24 protein-coding genes and 1 tRNA gene are annotated in these 20,765 nt (G+C 57.9%); 9 read left to right on the forward strand and 16 right to left on the reverse strand.

Annotation, left to right across the window (positions count from 1 at the left end; genetic code table 11):
• The first annotated feature begins 365 nt into the window (after positions 1 to 365).
• Positions 366 to 533, forward strand: coding sequence for a hypothetical protein (locus GOV80_RS00110; protein WP_170782397.1), 168 nt, complete (start codon positions 366 to 368; stop codon positions 531 to 533).
• 6 nt (positions 534 to 539) lie between these two features.
• Here GOV80_RS00110 and GOV80_RS00115 read toward each other — a convergent pair whose 3' ends face one another.
• The 3 genes from GOV80_RS00115 to GOV80_RS00125 are packed head-to-tail and all read right to left on the reverse strand — an operon-like array spanning position 540 to position 1,485.
• Positions 540 to 947: a hypothetical protein gene (locus GOV80_RS00115; protein ID WP_170782398.1), complete on the reverse strand. Its 408-nt coding sequence runs from the start codon at positions 945 to 947 to the stop codon at positions 540 to 542.
• Complete coding sequence (locus GOV80_RS00120; protein WP_170782399.1) at positions 944 to 1,252, reverse strand: hypothetical protein; 309 nt, start codon at positions 1,250 to 1,252, stop codon at positions 944 to 946. The genes GOV80_RS00115 and GOV80_RS00120 overlap by 4 nt, the downstream gene beginning before the upstream one ends.
• Positions 1,249 to 1,485, reverse strand: a complete 237-nt coding sequence (locus GOV80_RS00125; RefSeq protein ID WP_170782400.1) for a hypothetical protein — start codon at positions 1,483 to 1,485, stop codon at positions 1,249 to 1,251. Before GOV80_RS00125 ends, GOV80_RS00120 begins: the two co-directional genes overlap by 4 nt.
• A gap of 124 nt (positions 1,486 to 1,609) precedes the next feature.
• On the opposite strand from GOV80_RS00125, the gene GOV80_RS00130 reads away from it, so the two are divergent.
• Both GOV80_RS00130 and GOV80_RS00135 read left to right on the forward strand, forming a co-directional pair.
• Positions 1,610 to 1,825: a hypothetical protein gene (locus GOV80_RS00130; RefSeq protein WP_170782401.1), complete on the forward strand. Its 216-nt coding sequence runs from the start codon at positions 1,610 to 1,612 to the stop codon at positions 1,823 to 1,825.
• A gap of 66 nt (positions 1,826 to 1,891) precedes the next feature.
• Positions 1,892 to 2,086 (forward strand): hypothetical protein, encoded by a 195-nt coding sequence (locus GOV80_RS00135; protein ID WP_170782402.1) that lies wholly within the window; start codon positions 1,892 to 1,894, stop codon positions 2,084 to 2,086.
• 145 nt (positions 2,087 to 2,231) lie between these two features.
• Here the strand turns inward: GOV80_RS00135 and GOV80_RS00140 are convergent.
• The 10 genes from GOV80_RS00140 to iscR form a co-directional block, all read right to left on the reverse strand.
• Positions 2,232 to 2,308: transfer RNA gene (locus tag GOV80_RS00140), tRNA-Arg, on the reverse strand.
• A 66-nt stretch (positions 2,309 to 2,374) separates the two neighbouring features.
• Complete coding sequence (locus tag GOV80_RS00145) at positions 2,375 to 3,595, reverse strand: cysteine desulfurase (RefSeq protein ID WP_170782404.1); 1,221 nt, start codon at positions 3,593 to 3,595, stop codon at positions 2,375 to 2,377.
• 13 nt (positions 3,596 to 3,608) lie between these two features.
• On the reverse strand, positions 3,609 to 4,175 hold the full coding sequence (locus tag GOV80_RS00150; protein WP_170782405.1) for a Yip1 family protein: 567 nt from the start codon (positions 4,173 to 4,175) through the stop codon (positions 3,609 to 3,611).
• Positions 4,172 to 4,657 carry a YIP1 family protein gene (locus tag GOV80_RS00155; protein WP_170782406.1) on the reverse strand — a complete coding sequence of 162 codons (486 nt, stop codon included), beginning with the start codon at positions 4,655 to 4,657 and terminating at the stop codon, positions 4,172 to 4,174. The genes GOV80_RS00150 and GOV80_RS00155 overlap by 4 nt, the downstream gene beginning before the upstream one ends.
• The gene (sufD, locus tag GOV80_RS00160; RefSeq protein ID WP_170782407.1) at positions 4,657 to 5,937 is read right to left on the reverse strand and encodes a Fe-S cluster assembly protein SufD; all 1,281 of its coding nucleotides are present in this window, start codon (positions 5,935 to 5,937) and stop codon (positions 4,657 to 4,659) included. Before sufD ends, GOV80_RS00155 begins: the two co-directional genes overlap by 1 nt.
• Positions 5,937 to 6,692 carry a Fe-S cluster assembly ATPase SufC gene (gene sufC, locus GOV80_RS00165; protein ID WP_170782409.1) on the reverse strand — a complete coding sequence of 252 codons (756 nt, stop codon included), beginning with the start codon at positions 6,690 to 6,692 and terminating at the stop codon, positions 5,937 to 5,939. Before sufC ends, sufD begins: the two co-directional genes overlap by 1 nt.
• Positions 6,685 to 7,518: a glycosyltransferase family protein gene (locus GOV80_RS00170; RefSeq protein WP_170782411.1), complete on the reverse strand. Its 834-nt coding sequence runs from the start codon at positions 7,516 to 7,518 to the stop codon at positions 6,685 to 6,687. Before GOV80_RS00170 ends, sufC begins: the two co-directional genes overlap by 8 nt.
• 140 nt (positions 7,519 to 7,658) lie before the next feature.
• The gene (sufB, locus tag GOV80_RS00175) at positions 7,659 to 9,179 is read right to left on the reverse strand and encodes a Fe-S cluster assembly protein SufB (RefSeq protein ID WP_170782412.1); all 1,521 of its coding nucleotides are present in this window, start codon (positions 9,177 to 9,179) and stop codon (positions 7,659 to 7,661) included.
• Positions 9,180 to 9,197: 18 nt separating this feature from the next.
• Positions 9,198 to 10,241: an aminotransferase class V-fold PLP-dependent enzyme gene (locus tag GOV80_RS00180; RefSeq protein WP_170782414.1), complete on the reverse strand. Its 1,044-nt coding sequence runs from the start codon at positions 10,239 to 10,241 to the stop codon at positions 9,198 to 9,200.
• Positions 10,242 to 10,289: 48 nt separating this feature from the next.
• A complete protein-coding gene (gene iscR / locus GOV80_RS00185) occupies positions 10,290 to 10,748 on the reverse strand; it encodes a Fe-S cluster assembly transcriptional regulator IscR (protein ID WP_170782415.1) in 459 nt (152 codons plus the stop codon).
• A gap of 178 nt (positions 10,749 to 10,926) precedes the next feature.
• On the opposite strand from iscR, the gene GOV80_RS00190 reads away from it, so the two are divergent.
• The 6 genes from GOV80_RS00190 (at position 10,927) to GOV80_RS00215 (ending at position 16,715) form a co-directional block, all read left to right on the forward strand.
• Complete coding sequence (locus GOV80_RS00190) at positions 10,927 to 11,580, forward strand: alpha/beta hydrolase (protein WP_170324952.1); 654 nt, start codon at positions 10,927 to 10,929, stop codon at positions 11,578 to 11,580.
• Positions 11,580 to 11,825 (forward strand): hypothetical protein, encoded by a 246-nt coding sequence (locus GOV80_RS00195; protein WP_170769790.1) that lies wholly within the window; start codon positions 11,580 to 11,582, stop codon positions 11,823 to 11,825. Before GOV80_RS00190 ends, GOV80_RS00195 begins: the two co-directional genes overlap by 1 nt.
• On the forward strand, positions 11,822 to 12,979 hold the full coding sequence (locus GOV80_RS00200) for an HD domain-containing protein (protein ID WP_170782416.1): 1,158 nt from the start codon (positions 11,822 to 11,824) through the stop codon (positions 12,977 to 12,979). The genes GOV80_RS00195 and GOV80_RS00200 overlap by 4 nt, the downstream gene beginning before the upstream one ends.
• Positions 12,980 to 13,323: 344 nt before the next feature.
• The gene (locus GOV80_RS00205; RefSeq protein WP_170769849.1) at positions 13,324 to 13,659 is read left to right on the forward strand and encodes a DMT family transporter; all 336 of its coding nucleotides are present in this window, start codon (positions 13,324 to 13,326) and stop codon (positions 13,657 to 13,659) included.
• A 74-nt stretch (positions 13,660 to 13,733) separates the two neighbouring features.
• Positions 13,734 to 15,551, forward strand: a complete 1,818-nt coding sequence (gene typA / locus GOV80_RS00210; protein WP_170782417.1) for a translational GTPase TypA — start codon at positions 13,734 to 13,736, stop codon at positions 15,549 to 15,551.
• A gap of 273 nt (positions 15,552 to 15,824) precedes the next feature.
• Positions 15,825 to 16,715 (forward strand): hypothetical protein, encoded by an 891-nt coding sequence (locus tag GOV80_RS00215; protein ID WP_170782418.1) that lies wholly within the window; start codon positions 15,825 to 15,827, stop codon positions 16,713 to 16,715.
• 81 nt (positions 16,716 to 16,796) lie between these two features.
• Here the strand turns inward: GOV80_RS00215 and GOV80_RS00220 are convergent, their stop codons facing one another.
• The 3 genes from GOV80_RS00220 to alaS all read right to left on the reverse strand — a co-directional run bounded on the left by GOV80_RS00220 (position 16,797) and on the right by alaS (position 20,745).
• Entirely contained in the window at positions 16,797 to 17,480 is a 684-nt protein-coding gene (locus GOV80_RS00220) for a transglutaminase-like cysteine peptidase (RefSeq protein ID WP_336510100.1), read from the reverse strand.
• Positions 17,481 to 17,786: 306 nt separating this feature from the next.
• Positions 17,787 to 18,074: a DUF1330 domain-containing protein gene (locus tag GOV80_RS00225; protein ID WP_170782420.1), complete on the reverse strand. Its 288-nt coding sequence runs from the start codon at positions 18,072 to 18,074 to the stop codon at positions 17,787 to 17,789.
• 1 nt (position 18,075) lies between these two features.
• The gene (gene alaS, locus GOV80_RS00230) at positions 18,076 to 20,745 is read right to left on the reverse strand and encodes an alanine--tRNA ligase (protein ID WP_170782421.1); all 2,670 of its coding nucleotides are present in this window, start codon (positions 20,743 to 20,745) and stop codon (positions 18,076 to 18,078) included.
• Between the last annotated feature and the right edge of the window lie 20 nt (positions 20,746 to 20,765).

Raw genomic sequence — 20,765 nt, forward strand, 5'->3', positions numbered from 1 at the left:
AATCTTGAAGCCCGGCAGGAACCTGTGGACTACCTCGCCTGCCTCGATCTGGTGGAGGCTTTGGTCCTTGCTCAGTCAGCGCCGAGACGACCGACCAAAGGGGAGGCAACCTTCTCGGCCTTGGCAGTATCCGAACCGCCGCAATCTGGGTGAATGCCGTCACTGGCCGCGATGAGCGCGAGGTGGTTGTCCTGTTGGAGACGGTTGTAATGGAACGGGTGGCTGAAAAAGGCCCGCTGCGCCGCCACGTTCGACCGTCACGCGCGAAAAGCGCGCGCCGGGGCCGGTAGCGCCGGAAAACACCCTTGCGGCGCTGTGTGGCGATTTTTTCGGGGTGCTGTGCTAGGATCGGGACGTGGCCCCGGATGAGCCGGGCCACGGTGCCGCTGAAAAGCGGATTTACTCTGGCGGGTAAATTGGGTTTCGGGATTGCCAGCAGGACGCCGCAGGCCGCGCGCGTGGACAGAGCAACCCCGGCCTTCATGGAAAACCTGTCAGTCTCCGATCAGCAGCAGTTGGTGCGGCTCATGTAGCCGCTGTCACTGTAGCTGCGTGGGGTCTAGCTGCATCGTCTCCCAGCACTCGTCTATGGTCGTCATGACGAGGCTGATCTTTTCCGGATCAATGTCGGGATCAGCGTTGGCAAGCAGTGCCTTGCCTGCATCCAATTTGTCGTCCGTCTCCAGAAAAAGCAGCGCCATGATGGCTGCAACGCTGTCCACAATGTTTTCGGCGGAAGCCCGCAGTTCGAAGTCAACATCGGGATCGACTTTGAACTCCTCCCACGTCATTCCGAGTTCCCACTTATTGGCTATCTGGTCGGCGGTGCAGAACCACACTGGTTTTACAATGTCTATCTCCGGCTCGGCGTTGGCTGCGCCAGCGGCGAGCAGGATGGTTGGGATGGCTACCATCACGGCAGCGTTCAATTTGTCACGGAGTTTCATGGGCGAGCCACCTCCTTGGCGATGCGCGTCAGCAGCCCGATAACGGTGCAAGTGATTGCCGTCGTAAGACCGGTCGCAAAAGCCCCGGCGAGTTGCATGTAGCCCAGCCCCAAATCGCTGCCGTAATAGCTGTTCAGGTTGGCATCTGCGTTAACCAGAAGAAAAATGGCGCCCAGAAATCCTGCTCCGAAGATTAGCAGGTTTATCCAGCCTGCGACCGCGATCCAGCCGCCAAATTCGCAAGCGCCCCCAAACGGTTCTTCGTACACGGCTGTGCCGTGCGGGTTTTTGCTTTCAGTTTTCATGTCTGTGTCCTCTGATCTACAAAGTTAGCTGCTGTGAAAAACACGCCGCCAAAGAACAACCCTCCAAGGATGCTCGTGGGTGCCGGCGTTACCGTTCCCTGCAGCAAGGTGATCAGGTCAGGCGACTCTCCAAACACCGCGCTTAAAGTCGTCACCATGTCAGCCGTCGTGGCAAAAACGTAGAGAGCGAAGCAGGTGCAGATCGATCCCAAACTAACCAGTGCAAGTTTCATGTCCGTGCTCCGTTACGTGTTACGTTACGTGTTGCGATGGACAGATAGGCATGCCATTCCTACATGCAAGCCAATGGCACTACAAAACGTAACACGTAACGCAACGTCAGCTTGAGGACGGACTATGCCCAGACAAACCACTTCCATGCGGATCGATGCCGAACACCGCGATCTGATGCGCCGCGTAAACGCTCGTCTGCACGACGATCCGATGTTCTCGGAGGCTTTGGAGGCGTTGGTTAACGATCAAGGGGCGACCGGCTACATGCGGGCAGACGAGGTGGAGCGGCGGCTAAGGGAAATAGCTGCCCGGTTGGAAAAGCTGGAAGGCACCAAATAGACGGACGGATTCAAAGAGCGCCTATTTTTAATTGACCGGAATGAGAACGCCTGTAGAACATTCGCCATGCGTAAATGGCCCCAAACCATCCCTTATGACCTTCGATGCAAACTGGAATCTCTGCGCCAATACCGCAGCCCGCCTTCGGTGCAGGACGACTGGAGCGCGGTCTTTGAATGGCTGAACAAGCACGGCGTTGAACCGCCTGACCATCCCTTGCCGACTGAACTGGAATTGAAAGGCCCCGTGGGGCATTCATAGCAAATCTAATTTTAGCTAGGTTCGACTAGGGTTGCTTAGGCTCGAATAGGAAGATTTAGAAGCGGATTCATCGCGAGTGTTCACAAATCCTGACTGTAAAAAACCGAATTTTAACGGTCAGTTTCAGCTAAGCGTTTGAAAAGTTTGGCGCACCTGAGAGGATTCGAACCTCTGGCCTCTGCCTTCGGAGGGCAGCGCTCTATCCAGCTGAGCTACAGGTGCCTTGGCCGTTAGCTAACCTTGTTCCGATCCGGGTGCAACTGCAAATCCACCCGGAACAGACAGGTTTCACGCAAAGAGATCATGCGCCAGTTCCAGCGCGTCGATCAATGTGTCGACCTCATCCTTGGTGTTATAGAGCCCAAAGCTCGCCCGGCAGGTGGCAGTGACCCCGTAGAAATCCATCAACGGACCGGCGCAATGGTGGCCTGCGCGCACCGCAACGCCTTTCTTGTCCAGAATGGTCGATACATCATGCGCATGCCCTGCCCCGTCCAGCGTAAAGCTGAAAATGGCGGCCTTGTCAGCACGGGTGCCCTGAACCTGCAACCAGTTGAGGCCCGTCAACCGCTCCATCGCATAGTCGCGCAGACCAGCTTCGTGGGCGGCAATGTTCTCCATCCCCAAGTCCATCATGTAATCCAGCGCCACGCCCAGTCCGATAGTTTGCACAATACCCGGTGTTCCGGCCTCGAACTTCATCGGCGGATCATTGTAGATCACCTGATCCTTGCTGACCTCTTTGATCATGTCACCGCCCCCGATGAAGGGGCGCATTTCAGCCATGCGGTCGGATTTGATGTAGATCGCACCGGACCCGGAGGGACCGTAGAGCTTGTGACCCGTAATCGCATAAAAGTCGCAACCGATGTCCCGAATATTGACCGGCATATGTACCGAACCCTGGCTGCCATCGACCAGAACCGGAACACCTTTGGCATGGGCCCCTTCGGTGATCGCTTTGACGTCCACAACGGTGCCTAAAACGTTGGAACATTGAGTGACGGCAACCAGTTTGGTCTTGGGGCCAATGGCGTCAATGACAGCCTGTGGGTCCAGCCCACCTTCGGCATCCACGTCAACCCATTTCAGGACAACCCCCTGCCGTTCGCGCAGAAAATGCCAGGGGACGATGTTGGCGTGATGCTCCATCACGCTCAGCACGATCTCATCCCCTGCCTGAAGACGCGGCATGGCCCAACCGTAAGCGACGAGGTTAATCCCTTCGGTCGTACCAGAATTCAGAACAATCTCATCCTCATCTGAAGCGCCCAGAAACTTCGCAATCGTGCCGCGCACCGACTCGTACTTCTCGGTCGCCAGATTGGACAGATAGTGCAATCCACGGTGTACGTTTGAATATTCCTCAGCATAGGCGCGAGTCACCGCGTCGATCACCACCTGCGGCTTCTGCGCCGAAGCGCCGTTATCCAGATAGGTCAGCGGTTTTCCGTTTACTTCACGCGAAAGAATCGGAAAGTCCGCGCGGATTTTCTGTACATCATACATGGTATTTTCTTCCCTATACGGGGCCGCTGGGCATCAACATCAGGACAAATGGAACTGCAAGAACAGCAGATAACATTATGACCCAAAAGGATTTCAAGATCGAACCGAACTTATGCGCTTCATTGATGAAATGAAGTGTGATGTAGAGGCTGACGATGAAACTGGCCAGCACAAAAATCACCATCAGAAACGGCAACGCCATGGCGATCATCAGTGTCACCAGCAGCGCTGCAACTTGCAGAAACTGCAACCAAACCATCAGGGTCATGACATCTTCAAACGAGGCCACCCCGCCCAGGAACCGTCCGATCAGCAAGAACGCAACAATGCTGTACAACAGAATGCTGGCAGATTGCAGCAAGCCCAGAAAGACCGGCTGAGATGGCGCGGCCAGATCCCCCTCGGGGACCATCACAAGCTGTTGCACAGCGACCTGAGACAACCCGTTCAGCACAACCGCTAGGAAGAACGCCAACCACAGCGCCTCTCGTCCCGGACGCAGGGTCAGCAACTGTCGTGCCGCGTCGGCCGGGCTTGTCACCGTCAAAACGGCCAAACTGATCAACGCTTGTACGCTCATTGCGACCCCCTCTGTGCTTGTCGCAACCCTGCCAGCCAGAACCACAGGAAGACCACGAACCAGATCAGCCCGACCGCAGTCAGTGTCGGCCCTGACCCGATGAACCCCGCCACCAGACCGTTCAACAGCACCAACGGGGATGAGGACAAAAGCGCCCAGAACAAAGCAACCCGCGCGCCGTAAGCTGTCCCCTTCCCTCCAACCAACCGCGCCGCGCCATACGAGATGAACGCCAGCAGATAGAAGAACAGGGGCAGGATGATCACCGTGCCCAGCAACGCCCCGCCCATGAGCATATTCAGCTCCAGCCCTTCCAGATGGGCACGGCGAGACAGGCCGGGCAATTGCGCAACGAAAGCTACAATGCAAAACGCCATCACAAAGACCAGCGCGCGATCTTCGCGCTGGCCCAGATCGAGCAGCCGACGCACAACGCGCCCTGGCCCGCGATACGTGGCGGCGATATCCGACGTCACCGGCATCAGCTGTGCCGCGACAACCAGCCTTCAAGGCGATCGACAATGGCCTTCGACAGGGCGTCATCTTCGATCTCGTCCACGGCCTCGGCCAGAAACGCCAGCGTCAGCATGTTGGTCGCCTCTTTGGTCGGAATCCCGCGCGAGCGCAGATAGAACAGGGCCGTTTCATCAATCGCGCCCGAGGTCGAACCGTGCGAACACGCCACGTCATCAGCATAGATCTCAAGCTCGGGCTTGGCGAGGAACTGGCTGTCGTCGTCCAGCAACAGCGATTGGCTGATCTGATAGCCATCCGTCTTCTGCGCGCCCTCCTTGACAAGGATCTTGCCCTGAAACACGCCGGTGGCACCGTTGCGCAGCACTTTCTTGAACACCTGACGGCTTTCGCAATTCACGGCGTCATGGGTGATGAACACGGTATCGTCGTGGTGGAAGTCCCCGTCGCCAACGCAGGCACCGGCAACATGGGCCACCGCATCGTCTCCGGTCAGCTCGACCACCTGTTCGTTGCGCGTCAGCACGCCATTCACAGTCAGGGTGAAGGATTTGTAGACCGATTCCTGCCCAAGCCGCGTGAACATATGGGTCGCCGCGCGACGTTCATGATCGCGGCCTTGCGCCCGCACGTGATGCAACACCCCACCATCGGCAATGTCGATCTCCATGCATTTGTTGAAACGCGAAGCCGCCGGGCCGTTTTCAAGGATCGTCACCTCGGCACCGCTTTCGACGCGGATGATATGGTGCAGCATCGCGTCAGAGGTTTCCGAGGCATGGCGATAAATAAAGCTGATCGGCTTGGACGGCTTGCCTGAGACATGAATCGCAATCCCATCCGCCGCAAAAGCCGTGTTCAGCGCCGCCAGAGGACGTTGCACAGGCGATTGACCCCGCGCTTCCAGCACGCCGTACAGCTCTTTCGCCCAATGAATATCCTTGAAGCAAATGTCCTCGATCCGGTCGATGGTGACACCTTCCAGAGTCAGATCATCGGATTCCTCAGGGCTGAAAACGCCATCAACGAAAACGATCTTCAAACGGTCCAGATCGGCGAACAACATGGCCTCGTCCGGATCGAACAGTGCGGCCCGAGGGGCCTCGGGCGCGACCAGCGTATCCGGGCGGGTGTATTTCCAATACTCATCCCGGCGACCGGGCAGACCCATTTCCAACACACGGGCCAGCGCGTCTTCGCGCGCGGCACGGGTGCAACCGGCGTCGGGCATGACCAGATTGGCCAACCGCGCCTCGGTAGCGGTTTGTTTCACTTCGGGCAGCGCCATCAGTTCACCTCGGCCAGAATGTCTGCATAACCGTTGTTTTCAACTTCCAGTGCCAGATCGGGGCCACCAGTTTTGACGATCTTGCCGTCCGCCATGATGTGCACAACGTCCGGTTTGATGTGATCCAACAGGCGCTGATAGTGCGTGATCACCAAGAACCCACGTCCTTCGTCGCGCAGCGCGTTCACACCCTCTGCCACCAGCTTCATCGCGTCCACATCCAGACCCGAGTCGGTTTCGTCCAAGATGCACATCTTGGGCTCGAGCATCGCCATTTGCAGGATCTCGTTGCGCTTTTTCTCACCGCCCGAGAAGCCAACATTGACAGGGCGTTTCAGCATGTCTGCGTCGATTTTCAGCGACTTGGCCTTGGCGCGGACCTCTTTCAGGAAGTCAGCCGCTGACAGCTCATCCTCACCGCGCGCCTTGCGCTGGGCATTCACGGCGGTACGCAGGAAGGTCATGTTGCCCACGCCCGGAATTTCGACCGGGTATTGGAACGCCAGAAAGACACCAGCGGCGGCGCGCTCTTCCGGTTCCATCTCCAGCAGATCTTCACCGCCCAGAGTCGCCGACCCATCGGTTACTTCATACCCGTCGCGCCCCGAAAGCACATAGCTGAGCGTCGACTTACCCGAGCCATTCGGCCCCATGATCGCGTGCACCTTACCGGCCTCGACCGTCAGATCGACACCTTTAAGGATTTGCTTTTCTTCTTCCTCAAGTTTCACGTGCAGGTTCTTGATTTCAAGCATGATGGAGTTCCGTTTCCTGACTGTTCGTTGAAAAGCTCTCCAACAGGTTCGACTGACTTCGTTCGATACCATCCTGGTATGTCAGCGTTGCCGGAGGCTCTTGTTTCGCTTTTTGCGCAATGTCGTCCACCCCAAGAGGCATGGGCAAAGCACGTTCTATTCCGGTTGCATAATCGTAGAATTTCAAACCGGGCTTCGTATGTATTTCCTTGTGGGTAAACCAATGGTTGGCCACGCCGTAGCTGTCGGCCACGATCAGCCCGTGCAGGCTGGATGAAAACACCATGCAGCAGGCCGCGATCTCATCGCACACGACCTTGGCCGGGCGCCGCGTGTCGATAAGGCGAAAACGCGGGTCTGAGCCGACCAGATTTTGAATTGCACGATCGTCAACCTCGGTGTGATGCGGAACGATGCCGATGATATCCTGCTGTGGTTCGCTCCGGGCATGCACCTTGGCCGCGAGTATACCGGGATCACCGTAGGTTACGCCCCGCAGGTTCAGCAGGGACGCCGTGATCGGCCCGCGCACGGTTTTCGGCGACTGCAACGTCTCGACAAAATCCGCAGGAAGCGGTTCAAGACATCCACTTCCCCAGATCATCGGCTTATGTGACGATCCACGCCCCAGCGCCCCTTTGCGGGCCAATGACATGATGGACCCGATCGCAAACAAATCCGCCCGCACAGGTTTGGTCCAGACCACATCGCGGCCGGCCACGAAAGACACGACATCGCGTGACAGGTCATCGCCAAAATTGGGACGACTGGCCCACCAATACAGCTTGACCGGCTGCTTGTCGGGATGCGCTACAGACTGTTCCATCGCCTATCTCCGCCCCACGCCAGCGCCGCGCAAAACCCCAGCGGTCCGCCGGGCGCAATACCCGGCAGGCGCAGCGGTTTTCAGCACATATTTCGAGTGCGCAGCCAATGTGAGACGTCCTTTTTGAAACAGGCAGGTGGTTAACCCACCGACCCCTCCAACGAGATGGCGACCAGTTGCTGCGCTTCCATGGCAAACTCCATCGGCAGCGCCTGCAACACGTCCTTGCAGAACCCGTTGACGACAAGCGCCACGGCCTCTTCCTCGTCCATGCCGCGCTGTCGGCAGTAAAACAGCTGATCGTCGTCCACTTTGGATGTGGTCGCCTCATGCTCAACGCGCGATGAGTTATTCTTGACCTCAATGTAAGGCACTGTGTGCGCCCCGCATTTGTCGCCGATCAGCAAGCTGTCACACTGGGTATAGTTGCGGCTGTTCTTAGCCTTGGGATGCATCGAGACCAGACCACGATAGGTGTTCTGCGCCTTACCCGCGCTGATGCCCTTGGACACGATGCGTGACTTGGTGTTTTTGCCCAGATGGACCATCTTGGTGCCGGTGTCGGCCTGCTGATAGTTGTTGGCGATGGCAATCGAATAGAACTCGCCTTGGCTTTCCTCGCCCCGCAGGATGCAGGACGGGTATTTCCATGTTACAGCGGAACCGGTCTCGACCTGCGTCCACATCACCTTAGAACGGTCGCCCCTGCAATCGGCGCGTTTGGTCACAAAGTTATAGATGCCGCCCTTGCCATTCTCATCACCGGGGAACCAGTTCTGGACGGTCGAGTATTTCACCTCGGCATCTTCTTCGATGATGATCTCGACCACAGCCGCGTGCAGCTGTGCGGTATCGCGCTGGGGTGCGGTGCAGCCTTCCAGATAGGACACATACGAGCCCTTATCGGCAATGATCAGCGTACGTTCAAATTGGCCTGTGTTCTCCGCGTTGATACGGAAATAGGTGCTCAGCTCCATCGGGCAGCGCACGCCCGGCGGGATGTAAACGAACGAGCCATCCGAGAACACGGCCGAATTCAGCGTGGCGTAAAAGTTGTCCGAGACCGGAACCACCGAACCCAGATACTTCTTGACCAATTCGGGGTGCTCTTTGATCGCCTCAGAGATCGAGCAGAAGATCACACCCGCTTTCTTCAGCTCTTCCTGAAACGTGGTTCCAACAGAAACCGAGTCGAACACCGCGTCCACGGCAACCTTGCGACCCTCAGCCGGGGCATCCTCGGCACCTTCGACCCCCGCCAAAATCATCTGTTCTTTCAGAGGGATACCCAGCTTTTCGTAAGTCGCCAGCAGCTTGGGATCAACCTCATCCAAGGACTTGGGCTTTTCCTCCATCGACTTGGGACGGGCATAGTAATACTGGTCCTGAAAGTCGATCTTGGGATAGCTGACCATCGCCCAGTTCGGTTCATCCATCTGAGTCCAGCGCTCGAACGCGGCCAAACGCCATTCGGTCATCCACTCGGGCTCTTCGTTCTTTTCCGAGATCAGGCGGACGATATCAGGGTTCACGCCCTTGGGCGCGTATTCCATCTCGATATCGGTTTCCCAGCCGTATTTATAGGTTCCGACCTCGCGTACCGCATCCACGGTTTCCTGATCGACACCTTCTTTTACCTGGGTCTGGTCCAAAGCGGCCATAAGACACCCTCCGTCTGATCACGCGGCCCGCGCGCGATGCTTTTTCTCTTTTTCCAGCCACGTTTCCGCGAAACGCAGCACATCTTCTTCCGTTGTCTCAGGCCCCAGCGAAACGCGAATGGCGCTGGACGCTGTAGCCTCGTCAAATCCCATTGCGGTCAGAACCGCACTTGCACGCACCTTGCCGCTGGAACAGGCCGAACCCGCGCTAACCGCAAACCCTGCCAGATCCATTTGCATGACCTGTGTCTCACCCTTCCATCCGGGGGTGGCGAAACACAGGGTGTTCGGCAGGCGTTCGCGTTCTTTCCCGACAAAAATAGTAGATTTAGAACCGGCCTCAAGGGCCTTTTCTAGAATATTTCTAAATTCTTTGACCCGCGCCCAAACTCCATCGGCCAGATCACGCGCAGCAGCTTCAGCAGCAGCCCCGAAGCCCGCGATTCCAATGACATTTTCGGTGCCCGAGCGTCGCCCCATCTCTTGCCCACCGCCCTTGATCCGGGCGGGCAGATCGGTGCCGCGCTTCATCACAACCGCGCCAACGCCTTTTGGACCGCCCAGCTTATGGGCCGAGATCAATGCCATCTGAGCGTCCAGCCAGTTGAACGCCACCGGCAGTTTCCCGAACGCCTGAGTCGCATCCGTCACCGCCAGACCTGCAGGCAACGCCTGAACGATCCCTGTCTCGGAATTGGCAAGTTGCAGCGTGGATTGCGCCGGATCGGTCACTGTAACAGCCCCGTCCGGGGAAACTGGCAAGTCTTCCATCGCCCACGCGCGAACCGCATCATGTTCAATGGCAGCCCCGTGCAGACTTCGACCTTCCAAAGCCAGCGCTGCCCCTTCGGTCGATCCTGATGTGAATACGATATCCGCACCATCCGCCCCGAATGCAGTCGCAATCTGTGCCCGCGCACGCTCAATCACTGCCTTGGCCGCGCGACCTTCAGCATGGACCGAGGACGGGTTGCCGCACATCTCCATCGCGGCAATCATCGCCTCGCGTGCCTCGGGGCGCAGTGGGGTTGTTGCATTATGGTCCAGGTAAACACGTGTCACGGATTCACCTTTTCGCCGACCAGAACATTTTGTTTGTTCCCTGCCATCTTATTCGTCCACAACGGCAAACAGGCTGGGCACCGCCGGACAAGGCGCAAGATCGTTCTGAATCACATCCGATAGGCGCGTCTGATGCAGGAAAACGTAGACATGGGCGCTCAGCCCTTCCCACAGTCGATTGGTTAGAGATTGCGCCCGGCTGCCAGACAGCGCCCCGGTCGCACCTGCGCCTTTTTGCAACGCGTCGACGGTTTCATCGACTGCGGCCAGAATCTCAACCACGCGGATCTCGGATGCGGGGCGGGCCAGACGATAGCCGCCACCCGGTCCACGCACCGACGATACCAAGTCGGCCCGGCGTAGTTTGACGAAGAGCTGCTCAAGGTACGGCAGTGAGATATCCTGACGCGCCGAAATTTCGCCAAGCGTCACCAGCCCGCCCGAGGGCTGAAGGGCGATATCGGCCAGCGCCACCATCGCATAACGACCCTTGGTCGACAGCTTCATTTGCATTCCCTCATGGCAGTTTACGCGCGAAATCATTGACGTCGCCGCTGCCAGTGCGTATCTCCGACAGGCAGCGCTTCGGCGCCCAGCATCACAATTAGAACCGTTCTAAGGTGCCCGACGATAACCGTCAAGTATTTCTGGGCACCCAGAAGAAAAAGACAGGACCGACGCACACATGCCCGAGGTGATTTTTCCCGGACCAGAAGGCCGCTTGGAAGGCCGCTACCACCCGCAAAAGGAAAAAGACGCACCGATCGCCATCGTGCTGCACCCGCATCCTCAATTCGGCGGGACCATGAACAACAAGGTGGTCTATAACCTGCACTACGCGTTCTATAACATGGGGTTCACCGTTCTGCGGTTCAACTTCCGTGGCGTGGGCCGCAGCCAGGGCGAATACGATCAGGGCGTGGGCGAGCTGAGCGACGCGGCCTCGGCGCTGGACTATTTGCAGTCGATGAACAACAACTCGAAACATTGCTGGGTCGCAGGGTTTTCCTTTGGCGCGTGGATCGGGATGCAGTTGCTGATGCGCCGCCCCGAGATCACCGGCTTTATCAGCGTCTCGCCGCCTGCCAATATGTACGACTTTTCGTTCCTGGCCCCTTGCCCGTCCTCGGGGCTGATCATCAACGGATCGGCAGACCGCGTGGCCCCTCCGGCGGATACCACATCGCTGGTCAATAAGCTGCACGAGCAAAAGGGCATCACCATCACTCATAACGAGGTGGAAGGCGCCGATCACTTCTTCCAGGACCGCCATATGGACACGCTGATCACCGATGTCAGCGACTATGTGAAACGCCGCCTGACCGAGAATACGCGCTGATGTCCGACACGATCACTTCACTGGCGTCCAAGCTGGCCGAAGACACAATGAAAGTGATGGACGAAACTGGCGACGACCGGTTCTTTGTCGAAGTTGGCGAGATGCTGGGCGCCTCGTCCCAGACATTGGAAGAGGCGTTTCTGACCGAAATTCGCGTTCGTTTGGCCGAACGCAAAGCGCGAAAATTCGTGGTGCAGAGACTGGCGGAACACCGCAGTCAGGTGAAGGCGATCGAAAAGCAATGACAGAACGGCTGTCCGCTCAGATCTCGTTTCTGAAACAGGCGGACAAGCTGAAATCCGTCAATCGCGCCAACACGCTGCTGGACCAGTCGAGGGCCGAAAACGCCGCCGAACATAGCTGGCATCTGGCCTTGTGGGCGCTGGTCATGTCCCCACTGGCCGAGGCAGAGGTGCAGATCGACCGCGTGATCCAGATGTTGTTGCTGCATGATCTGGTCGAGATCGTGGTCGGCGATCATCCCATCCACCTAAAAACAGACTGGGACGCGGTAGAGGAAGCCGAACACGCAGCGGCGCTTGAGCTTTTTGGCCTGTTGCCGTCGGATCAGGCGCAAGCATTTCTGTCCCTCTGGCAAGAGTTCGAAGCAGACGCGACGCCTGACGCGCAATTCGCCAAGCGACTGGACCGGTGCCAGCCTCTGTTTCAGGTCCTGTGCGCGCCTGAACCCAACCCGGACCATGTCGAGATTGCCCAAGACAACCTGAGCGCAGGGCGCGCGGCCTATCTTGAAACAGCTTTCCCCGCCGCATTCGCGCATGCCCATGCGATCTTGCGCAATGAAGCCCCAGTCGAAACCGCGTTTTCAGCCCGCCTTCCCTTTTTGGTGGAAGCCGATCGGTTGAAAGCGGTTCTGCGGGCCTCGCGACTGTTGTCGAACGACCGCTTTGAAAACTCGGCTGAACATTCTTGGCATATCATGCTGTTTGCGTGGGTTTTGGCAGAATATGGTGGGGCTGAGGTTTCGATCTCGCGCGTGCTCAGGATGTTGTTGTTGCATGACATTGTAGAAATCGATGCGGGCGACCACCCTATCCACGGCCAAGTAGACAAAGCCGCGCAGGAAGCCGAAGAGCGTGCTGCCGCGGAGCGTCTGTTTGGGCTTCTGCCCACCGACCAGCGCGACGCGTTTCACGCGATTTGGCTCGAATTCGAAACGGCCGAAACGCCTGATGCACAATTCGCCAAGGCCATTGACCGGTTCCAAACCCCAATCGGCAACCTCGCCACCGGTGGCGGATCATGGGTGGACTATAACGTGAGCCTTGCGCAGATCGACAGCCGCGTTGGCGTTCCGATCAACCGAGGCGCACCGCAGCTTTGGTCATGGCTGCGGCCGCAGCTTGAGGCCCATTTCGCCAGTCGCCACCCCGCGTGACCTCTTGCCCCAGTATGAAATCAGACCTGAACGCCCACTTCACGTATGGTTTCCTGATCTGCTTTGTCACGAGATTACCCCGCGCTGACCAACCAGCCGAAAAGAACAATCAAGGCGGAAAGAGCGACCACGGATTTCGCAAAAATCGTCATTTTCAAAAACCTTTAAACTCGAAAAACTATCGCTTTGATACCATTTTTCTTTTTCAAAAACAGTCCGGTAATCCTGACCAATTGAAGTAAATCCGCACGATCTTCAAACGCTCTACTTTGCGCAAGAAAGGCCTTGCCTGCGCCGATAGTTTCATGGTCAATCCAAGCCGCCACACTCAGATCGAGACCCCGATGCCCAAAGCCTATTTCATCCTGTTGTTCGCCGTGATCGCCGAGACCATCGGCACCACCGCTTTGCAAGCCAGTCAGCAGTTCACACGGTTCTGGCCCTCGGTTCTCGTGGTGGTCGGATACGGCATTGCGTTTTATCTGATGGCGCTGACTCTTCGCTACATGCCCGTCGGGATCGTCTATGCAATCTGGTCCGGTATGGGCATTGCTCTGATCGCGATCATCGGCTTCGTAGTATTTGGCCAGCGCCTGGATTGGCCCGCCGTGCTTGGACTGAGCATGATCCTGACCGGAATCCTCGTCATTCACCTGTTTTCCAAGACTGCAGGGCACTGACCGCCGGTTAGGGCTGGCCTATTTGCTCAAACCGCGCTATGCGCGCGGCAACTTCCCGTTTTAAGGCTGACCTCATGGACCTGCGCAATATCGCAATCATCGCTCACGTGGACCACGGTAAAACGACCCTGGTGGATGAGCTGCTCAAACAATCCGGCGCGTTCCGGGAAAATCAGGCCGTGGCGGAACGCGCCATGGACAGCAACGATCTGGAACGCGAGCGCGGTATCACCATCCTTGCCAAAGCGACTTCGGTCGAGTGGAAAGGCACCCGCATCAACATCGTCGACACCCCTGGCCACGCCGACTTCGGCGGCGAGGTAGAGCGCATCCTCTCGATGGTCGACGGCGTAGTTCTGCTGGTAGATGCCGCTGAAGGTCCGATGCCCCAAACCAAATTCGTGACCTCCAAAGCGCTGGCACTGGGCCTGCGTCCGATCGTTGTGCTGAATAAGGTCGACAAGCCCGACGCTGAACCCGACCGCGCGTTGGATGAATGTTTCGACCTGTTCGCCAATCTGGGCGCCGATGATGATCAACTGGACTTCCCGGCCATGTACGCCTCGGGCCGCTCGGGCTGGGCGGATATGGAGCTGGATGGCCCCCGCAAGGACCTGACCGCTCTGTTTGATCTGATCGTGGATCACGTGCCTGCGCCGAAACAGGCCGACAAAAAAAACGAACCCTTCCGCATGCTGGCCACCACGCTGGGCAGCGATCCGTTCATCGGCCGCATTCTGACCGGCCGTGTGGAAAGCGGGACTCTGAAAGCGGGTGACAGCCTCAAGGCCCTGTCGCGCGACGGGACCCTGATCGAAAACTTCCGCGCCTCGAAAATTCTGGCCTTCCGTGGTTTGGCGCAACAGCCCATCGACGTGGCCGAAGCCGGTGACATCGTCACCATCGCAGGCATGAGCAAGGCAACCGTGGCAGATTCGCTGGTTTCCCCGCAGGTGGACGAGGCCCTGCCCGCTCAGCCCATTGACCCGCCGACCATCACAGTGACCTTTGGCATCAACGACTCGCCTCTGGCCGGTCGTGACGGCAAAAAGGTCCAGTCCCGCGTGATCCGTGACCGCCTGATGAAAGAGGCCGAATCGAATGTCGCCATCCGCATCAGCGACACCCCCGGTGGCGAGGCGTTCGAGGTCGCAGGCCGTGGCGAATTGCAGATGGGCGTTCTGATCGAAAACATGCGCCGCGAAGGGTTTGAACTCAGTATCTCACGCCCGCAGGTCCTGTTCCGCGAAGAAGACGGCCAGCGGCTGGAGCCCATCGAAGAAGTCACCATCGACGTGGATGACGAATTCTCGGGCGCTGTGATCGAAAAAATCACAGGTGCACGCAAGGGTGAACTGGTCGAGATGCGCCCTGCAGGTGCCGGCAAGACCCGCATCATCGCGCATGTCCCCTCGCGCGGACTGATCGGCTATCACGGTGAATTCCTGACCGACACCCGCGGAACCGGTGTCCTGAACCGCGTGTTCCACGGCTGGGCCGCGCATAAGGGAGCGATCCCCGGACGTCGCGCGGGCGTTCTGATCTCGATGGAGAAAGGTCAGGCGGTCGCCTACGCCCTGTGGAACCTTGAAGAGCGTGGCCGCATGTTCGTGGCGCCACAAACAGATGTCTATCAGGGTATGGTGATCGGCGAGCATTCGCGCGACAATGATCTGGAAGTGAACCCGCTGAAGGGCAAAAAGCTGACCAACGTTCGTGCCAGCGGCTCGGACGATGCGGTGCGCCTTACGCCTCATGTCCAGTTCTCGTTGGAGGAAGCCATCGCTTATATCGACGATGACGAATTGGTCGAGGTCACGCCCAATGCGGTCCGCTTGCGCAAACGATTCCTGGACCCGCACGAACGCAAACGCATGGCAAAGTCCGCCTAGCTAAAAGACTGTAAAACAGTTCACAGTGTGGAAACAATTCCACAATCGTGACATATTTGCGTCCACCACGGAAAAACACACAACATATAGGCCCGCCTCGCCGGCGGGCTTTATTGTTGTTTTTAATATATTTTCCTTTTTTGCCCCGAAATTGAGGGCTTTTCTTTTTCCCGCACTTCTTGAAAATGTGACGAGGGATGGCTGTAATTATGTTTAAAGTATGGCACGAGTGTTCGTGCAAATACGGCTTAATGAGTACTAAGGAGTAACGCCATGCGCGTAAAATCTCGTTTATTGTCAATTGTTTTCATTTCGGCCGCAATTCCGTTTGCGGCACCGGCCTTGGCCGCCGACAAGTGCACCGTAAAAACAGCGCGTCAGTCGGTTTCAACTGAAACTCTGTGCGGATGCTCTGTGGTTGACGCACGGATGCTGCGCTATATTCAGAGACGCGCAGATTTCGAAGACATTCTGGCACGTACATCTGAGTTCTGCCCGGCTTTTGCGGCGGTTCTGACGGATATTCCTACCGCAACGATCGCTTCAAATACACAGCGCACCGGCGACGGTGATGCGGATGAATCCGATAACGATGGCGACAACGGTAACGGCGGCGACAACGGCGACGGCGGTAACAACGACGACGGCGGTGACAACGGCGACGGTGGTGACAACGGCGACGGTGGTGACAACGACGACGGCGGTAGCAACGACGACGGCGGTGACAACGGTGGCGGCGGTGACAACGGCGACGGTGGTGACAACGGCGACGGTGGTGACAACGGCGACGGTGGCGACAACGGCGACGGTGGTGACAACGGCGACGGTGGTGACAACGGCGACGGCGGTGACAACGGCGACGGCGGTGACAACGGCGACGGCGGTGACAACGGCGACGGCGGTGACAACGGCGACGGTGGTGACAACGGCGACGGTGGTGACAACGGCGACGGCGGTGACAACGGCGACGGCGGTGACAACGGCGACGGCGGTGACAACGGCAACGGCAACGGCAACGGCAACGGCGGTGGCAACGGAAACGGGAACGGCAACGGGAACGGGAACGGCGGCAACAACGGTAACCAAGGCAACAACGGTGGCGGCAACGGTGGTGAAGACGCAAGCCCCGGCCAAGGCCATGGTGCCAACGACGACGAAAGTTGATCTGGGCCCGTTTACCCAAAGACAGAGAGGCGACCAAACGGTCGCCTCTTTTTTCGTCCTGCGCTCTAGTATCGGGTCACGCTAAGAACGCCCGTAGACTCCCACCCAACTGCTGGGTTTCCGAGGGTCTTGCATCCGCAAGAAGAAATAGCGGGTATCCGACCAGGGTTTGATCCGATTGGTCAGATTGTCCAAAACAAGATCCCCCGAGGCGGACCGATAGACCAGAACGGCATGTGCGTTTCTCTGTCGGTCAAGCACTGTGGCGATCAAAAGCTTGCTGGGATCAATACCTGCTCGGATCAGATCACGTTTCTTCAGCAGGGCAAAATCTTCGCAATCACCGCCAAGCGAAGTCGGCAACGCCCAGCGTTCGCGCGTGCGGTACTGCGATTGGTCGGTCACTTCACGCGTCGTCGCATTTACGCGGCGGTTCACACGGTTCACAATCTGCATCTCTTGCTGGCTGGTCAGCACAACCGAGCGCTTGCTGGAACAGGCCCAAGTATATTGTCGACACAATTGTCGCGCACCTGAAGGTGGGGGAGACGAAACAGCTGTCTGGATAAAGCTGTTTTCTCGGGCTTCGGCCGGGGCGGGTGCAAAAAGTGCCCCGGATGCCAATGCAGCTAGGCCAACAGCCCGAGCCGTCGCAGGCACAAGGCGCCTAACAACGGTTCCGAGTTCACTGCCAAACGATATCATGTCTGTCCCTCGATCCTGGTTCATCCAAGCGATTGCCGACAAACCGGACCGTATCCCCATTTCGGAAACTATCGGTAAACGGGCACGTCGACGCAATCTAAGGGAAAATTGACGGGGAAAAGAGGCGGAAATTCGTCACTCAATATGACCATTTCAGGCAAGAATTGCGGTGCTGCGGTCACAATTGTGGGGCGCGCGCTTTGTTCCACCTCAACGGATGACAAGGCAAATATTTGAAATATATAAGGTTTTTTTGAAATCAAATAGATGACCCAGTCGATACATAGTAAAACTTGTCCGACTGGGCCAAAATCCGCGCATCAAAGCGCTGTCACCCTTCACAGGTACACGGCAGCAGGTGCGATTCTATTCGGTGATCTCAACAACCACCAATTCTCGCTCGCTTGCATCACGTGCGAAATCCAGCGCAGCCTGGTATTCATCCGAGTTGTAGCACTCGACCGCAGCCTCAAGCGAAGGAAAGCGCGCGACCACATTGCGTGGGCGTTCTTTTCCTTCAAGCTGTACATAGCGTGCAGCGCGCGCGATAAATGTTCCACCATGCTTGGCAATCGCCGGTCCGGCCAATTCTGCATATTTCCCATATGCTTCTGTGTCCGTCACCGTCACATGTGCAATCCAGAGAGCTGCCATATTATCCTCCCAAAACGTGTTCGGCCGCTTTGATCGCAGCCTCGGAATTTGTAGCGTCCTTACCACCACCTTGTGCCATGTCGGGGCGACCACCGCCGCCTTTGCCACCCAGTTCGGCCACCGCCGCGCGCACCAGATCCACGGCCGAGACCTTATCGGTAAGATCCGGGGTCACGCCGGCGGCCACCGCCGCCTTGCCGCCCGCATCCGCGATCAGCAGAACAGCGCCCGTGCCCAAACGGCTTTTGTGTTCGTCGATCAAAGCAGGAAGGTCTTTGCCAGACACGCCTGTAAGGGCCTGTGCCAGGAACGGCACACCGTTCACGTCCTTGGCCTCGGCACCGCCTTGCCCTGAACCGCCTGCCATCGCCAGGTCACGGCGCAATTGCGCCACTTCGTTCTGCAATGCCTTGCGCTCGTCCAGCAGGGATTTCACCCGGCCAACAACATCATCGGGCTGCGCTTTCAGCTCGAGTGCAACTTGCGCCAGACGGTGATCCTGTGCCGACAGATAGCGGAAGGCGGCATCCCCAGTCAGGGCCTCGATCCGACGCACACCGGCACTGCTGGCACTGTCGCCCAGCACAACGAAAGTGCCAATATCTCCGGTCTGACGCACATGCGTACCGCCGCACAGCTCGATGGACCAGGTTTCACCGTCCTGACCTTTGCCAGTTGCCGCTTTGCCCATCGACACGACGCGCACTTCGTCACCATATTTCTCGCCAAACAGCGCCTGAGCGCCCAATGCGCGCGCATCCTCCGGTGTCATGATCCGTGTTTCAACGGCCGAGTTCTGTCGGATGAAATCATTCACCTCCCGCTCGACTTTCTGGATTTCGTCAAGAGCAAGCGCCTTAGAATGACTGAAATCGAACCGCAAACGATCCGCTGCGTTCAAAGACCCCCGCTGGGCTACATGATCGCCCAGCGTTTCGCGCAACGCCTCGTGCAGCAGGTGCGTGGCCGAGTGGTTTGCCCGGATCGCGCTGCGGCGGGTATGATCGACTTCAAGCTCGACCGCGTCGCCCTTGGACAGTGTGCCCTGGCTGACCGTTACCTTATGCGCATAGACCTTGCCTTCGGCAAATTTGCGGGTGTCCTCGACCTTGGCCACGTCCTGCATGTTCTCAAGCCGACGGATTTCACCGGTATCGCCGACCTGACCACCGGCCTCACCATAGAATGGGGTCTGGTTCACGATAACCCAACCGGTGCCACCCTGTTCAATAGCTTCGACCAGCGCGCCATCCACGACCAGAGCAGCCACCTGACCTTCGGCCTTTTCGGTGTCATAACCCAGGAAATCCGTGACCCCTGCGCTGTCCAGTACATCAAACCAAACGGCCTGATCCGCCGCCTCACCCGAACCCGCCCAAGCAGCGCGCGCTTTGGCTTTTTGTTCGGCCATGGCTGCATCGAACCCGTCGGTATCCACAGTCCGGCCCTTTTCACGCAGCGCATCCTGCGTCAAATCCAGCGGAAAGCCATATGTGTCGTACAGTTTGAACGCTGCATCACCGGGCAGAGCCTCGCCCTCGGGCAGGCCCGCGACCTCATCATCCAGCAGTTTCAGACCGCGATCGAGGGTCTGCTTGAACCGGGTTTCCTCCAGCAGCAGCGTTTCTTCGATCAGCGCCTGCGCCTGCCCCAATTCTGTATATTGCGCGCCCATCAGCTGCACCAGCGAGGGCACAAGGCGATGCATCACCGGGTCTTTTGCACCCAGCAAATGCGCATGGCGCATTGCACGGCGCATGATCCGGCGTAGAACGTAACCGCGGCCGTCATTGCTGGGCATCACGCCATCGGCAATCAGGAACGAGGTCGACCGCAGGTGATCCGCAATCACGCGGTGATGCACGTTCTGATCGCCATAAGGATCCACACCGGTGGCATCGGCAGACGCTTCGATCAGCGTTTTGAACAGGTCCGTGTCATAGTTGTCATGACTGCCCTGTAGCAGAGCGCCGATCCGCTCCAGCCCCATGCCAGTGTCGATGGACTGCATGTCCAGTTCCACCATCGAGCCGTCCTCGAACTGCTCGTTCTGCATGAAAACGATGTTCCAGATTTCGATGAACCGGTCGCCGTCTTCCTCGGCCGAACCCGGAGGGCCGCCCCAGATGTGGTCGCCATGGTCATAGAAAATCTCGGTGCATGGACCACAGGGACCGGTCGGGCCCATCTGCCAGAAATTGTCACTGGTGGCGATGCGGATGATCCGGTCTTCGGGCACGCCGACCTTTTTCCAGATCTCGAATGCCTCATCGTCGGTGTGATAGACCGTGGTCAGCAGGCGGTTCTTGTCGATGCCGAATTCCTTGGTGATCAGCTCCCACGCGAAGGGGATCGCCTCATGCTTGAAATAGTCACCGAACGAGAAATTCCCCAGCATCTCAAAGAATGTGTGGTGGCGCGCGGTATAGCCCACATTGTCCAGATCGTTGTGTTTGCCACCTGCACGCACACATTTCTGCGCAGTGGTCGCCCGGCTGTAGTCGCGCGTCTCAAGCCCGGTGAAGAGGTTCTTGAACTGCACCATGCCCGAGTTCACGAACATCAGGGTCGGGTCATTGCGCGGCACCAGCGGGCTGGAGGCGACAACCTCATGCCCCTGTTTGGCGAAATAGTTCAGAAAGGTCGATCGGATATCGTTCAGCGTGGGCATAAGGCTCTCTCAGCGCGCAA

This window comes from Ruegeria lacuscaerulensis (assembly GCF_013034685.1).
GTDB classification, from domain to species: domain Bacteria; phylum Pseudomonadota; class Alphaproteobacteria; order Rhodobacterales; family Rhodobacteraceae; genus Ruegeria; species Ruegeria lacuscaerulensis_B.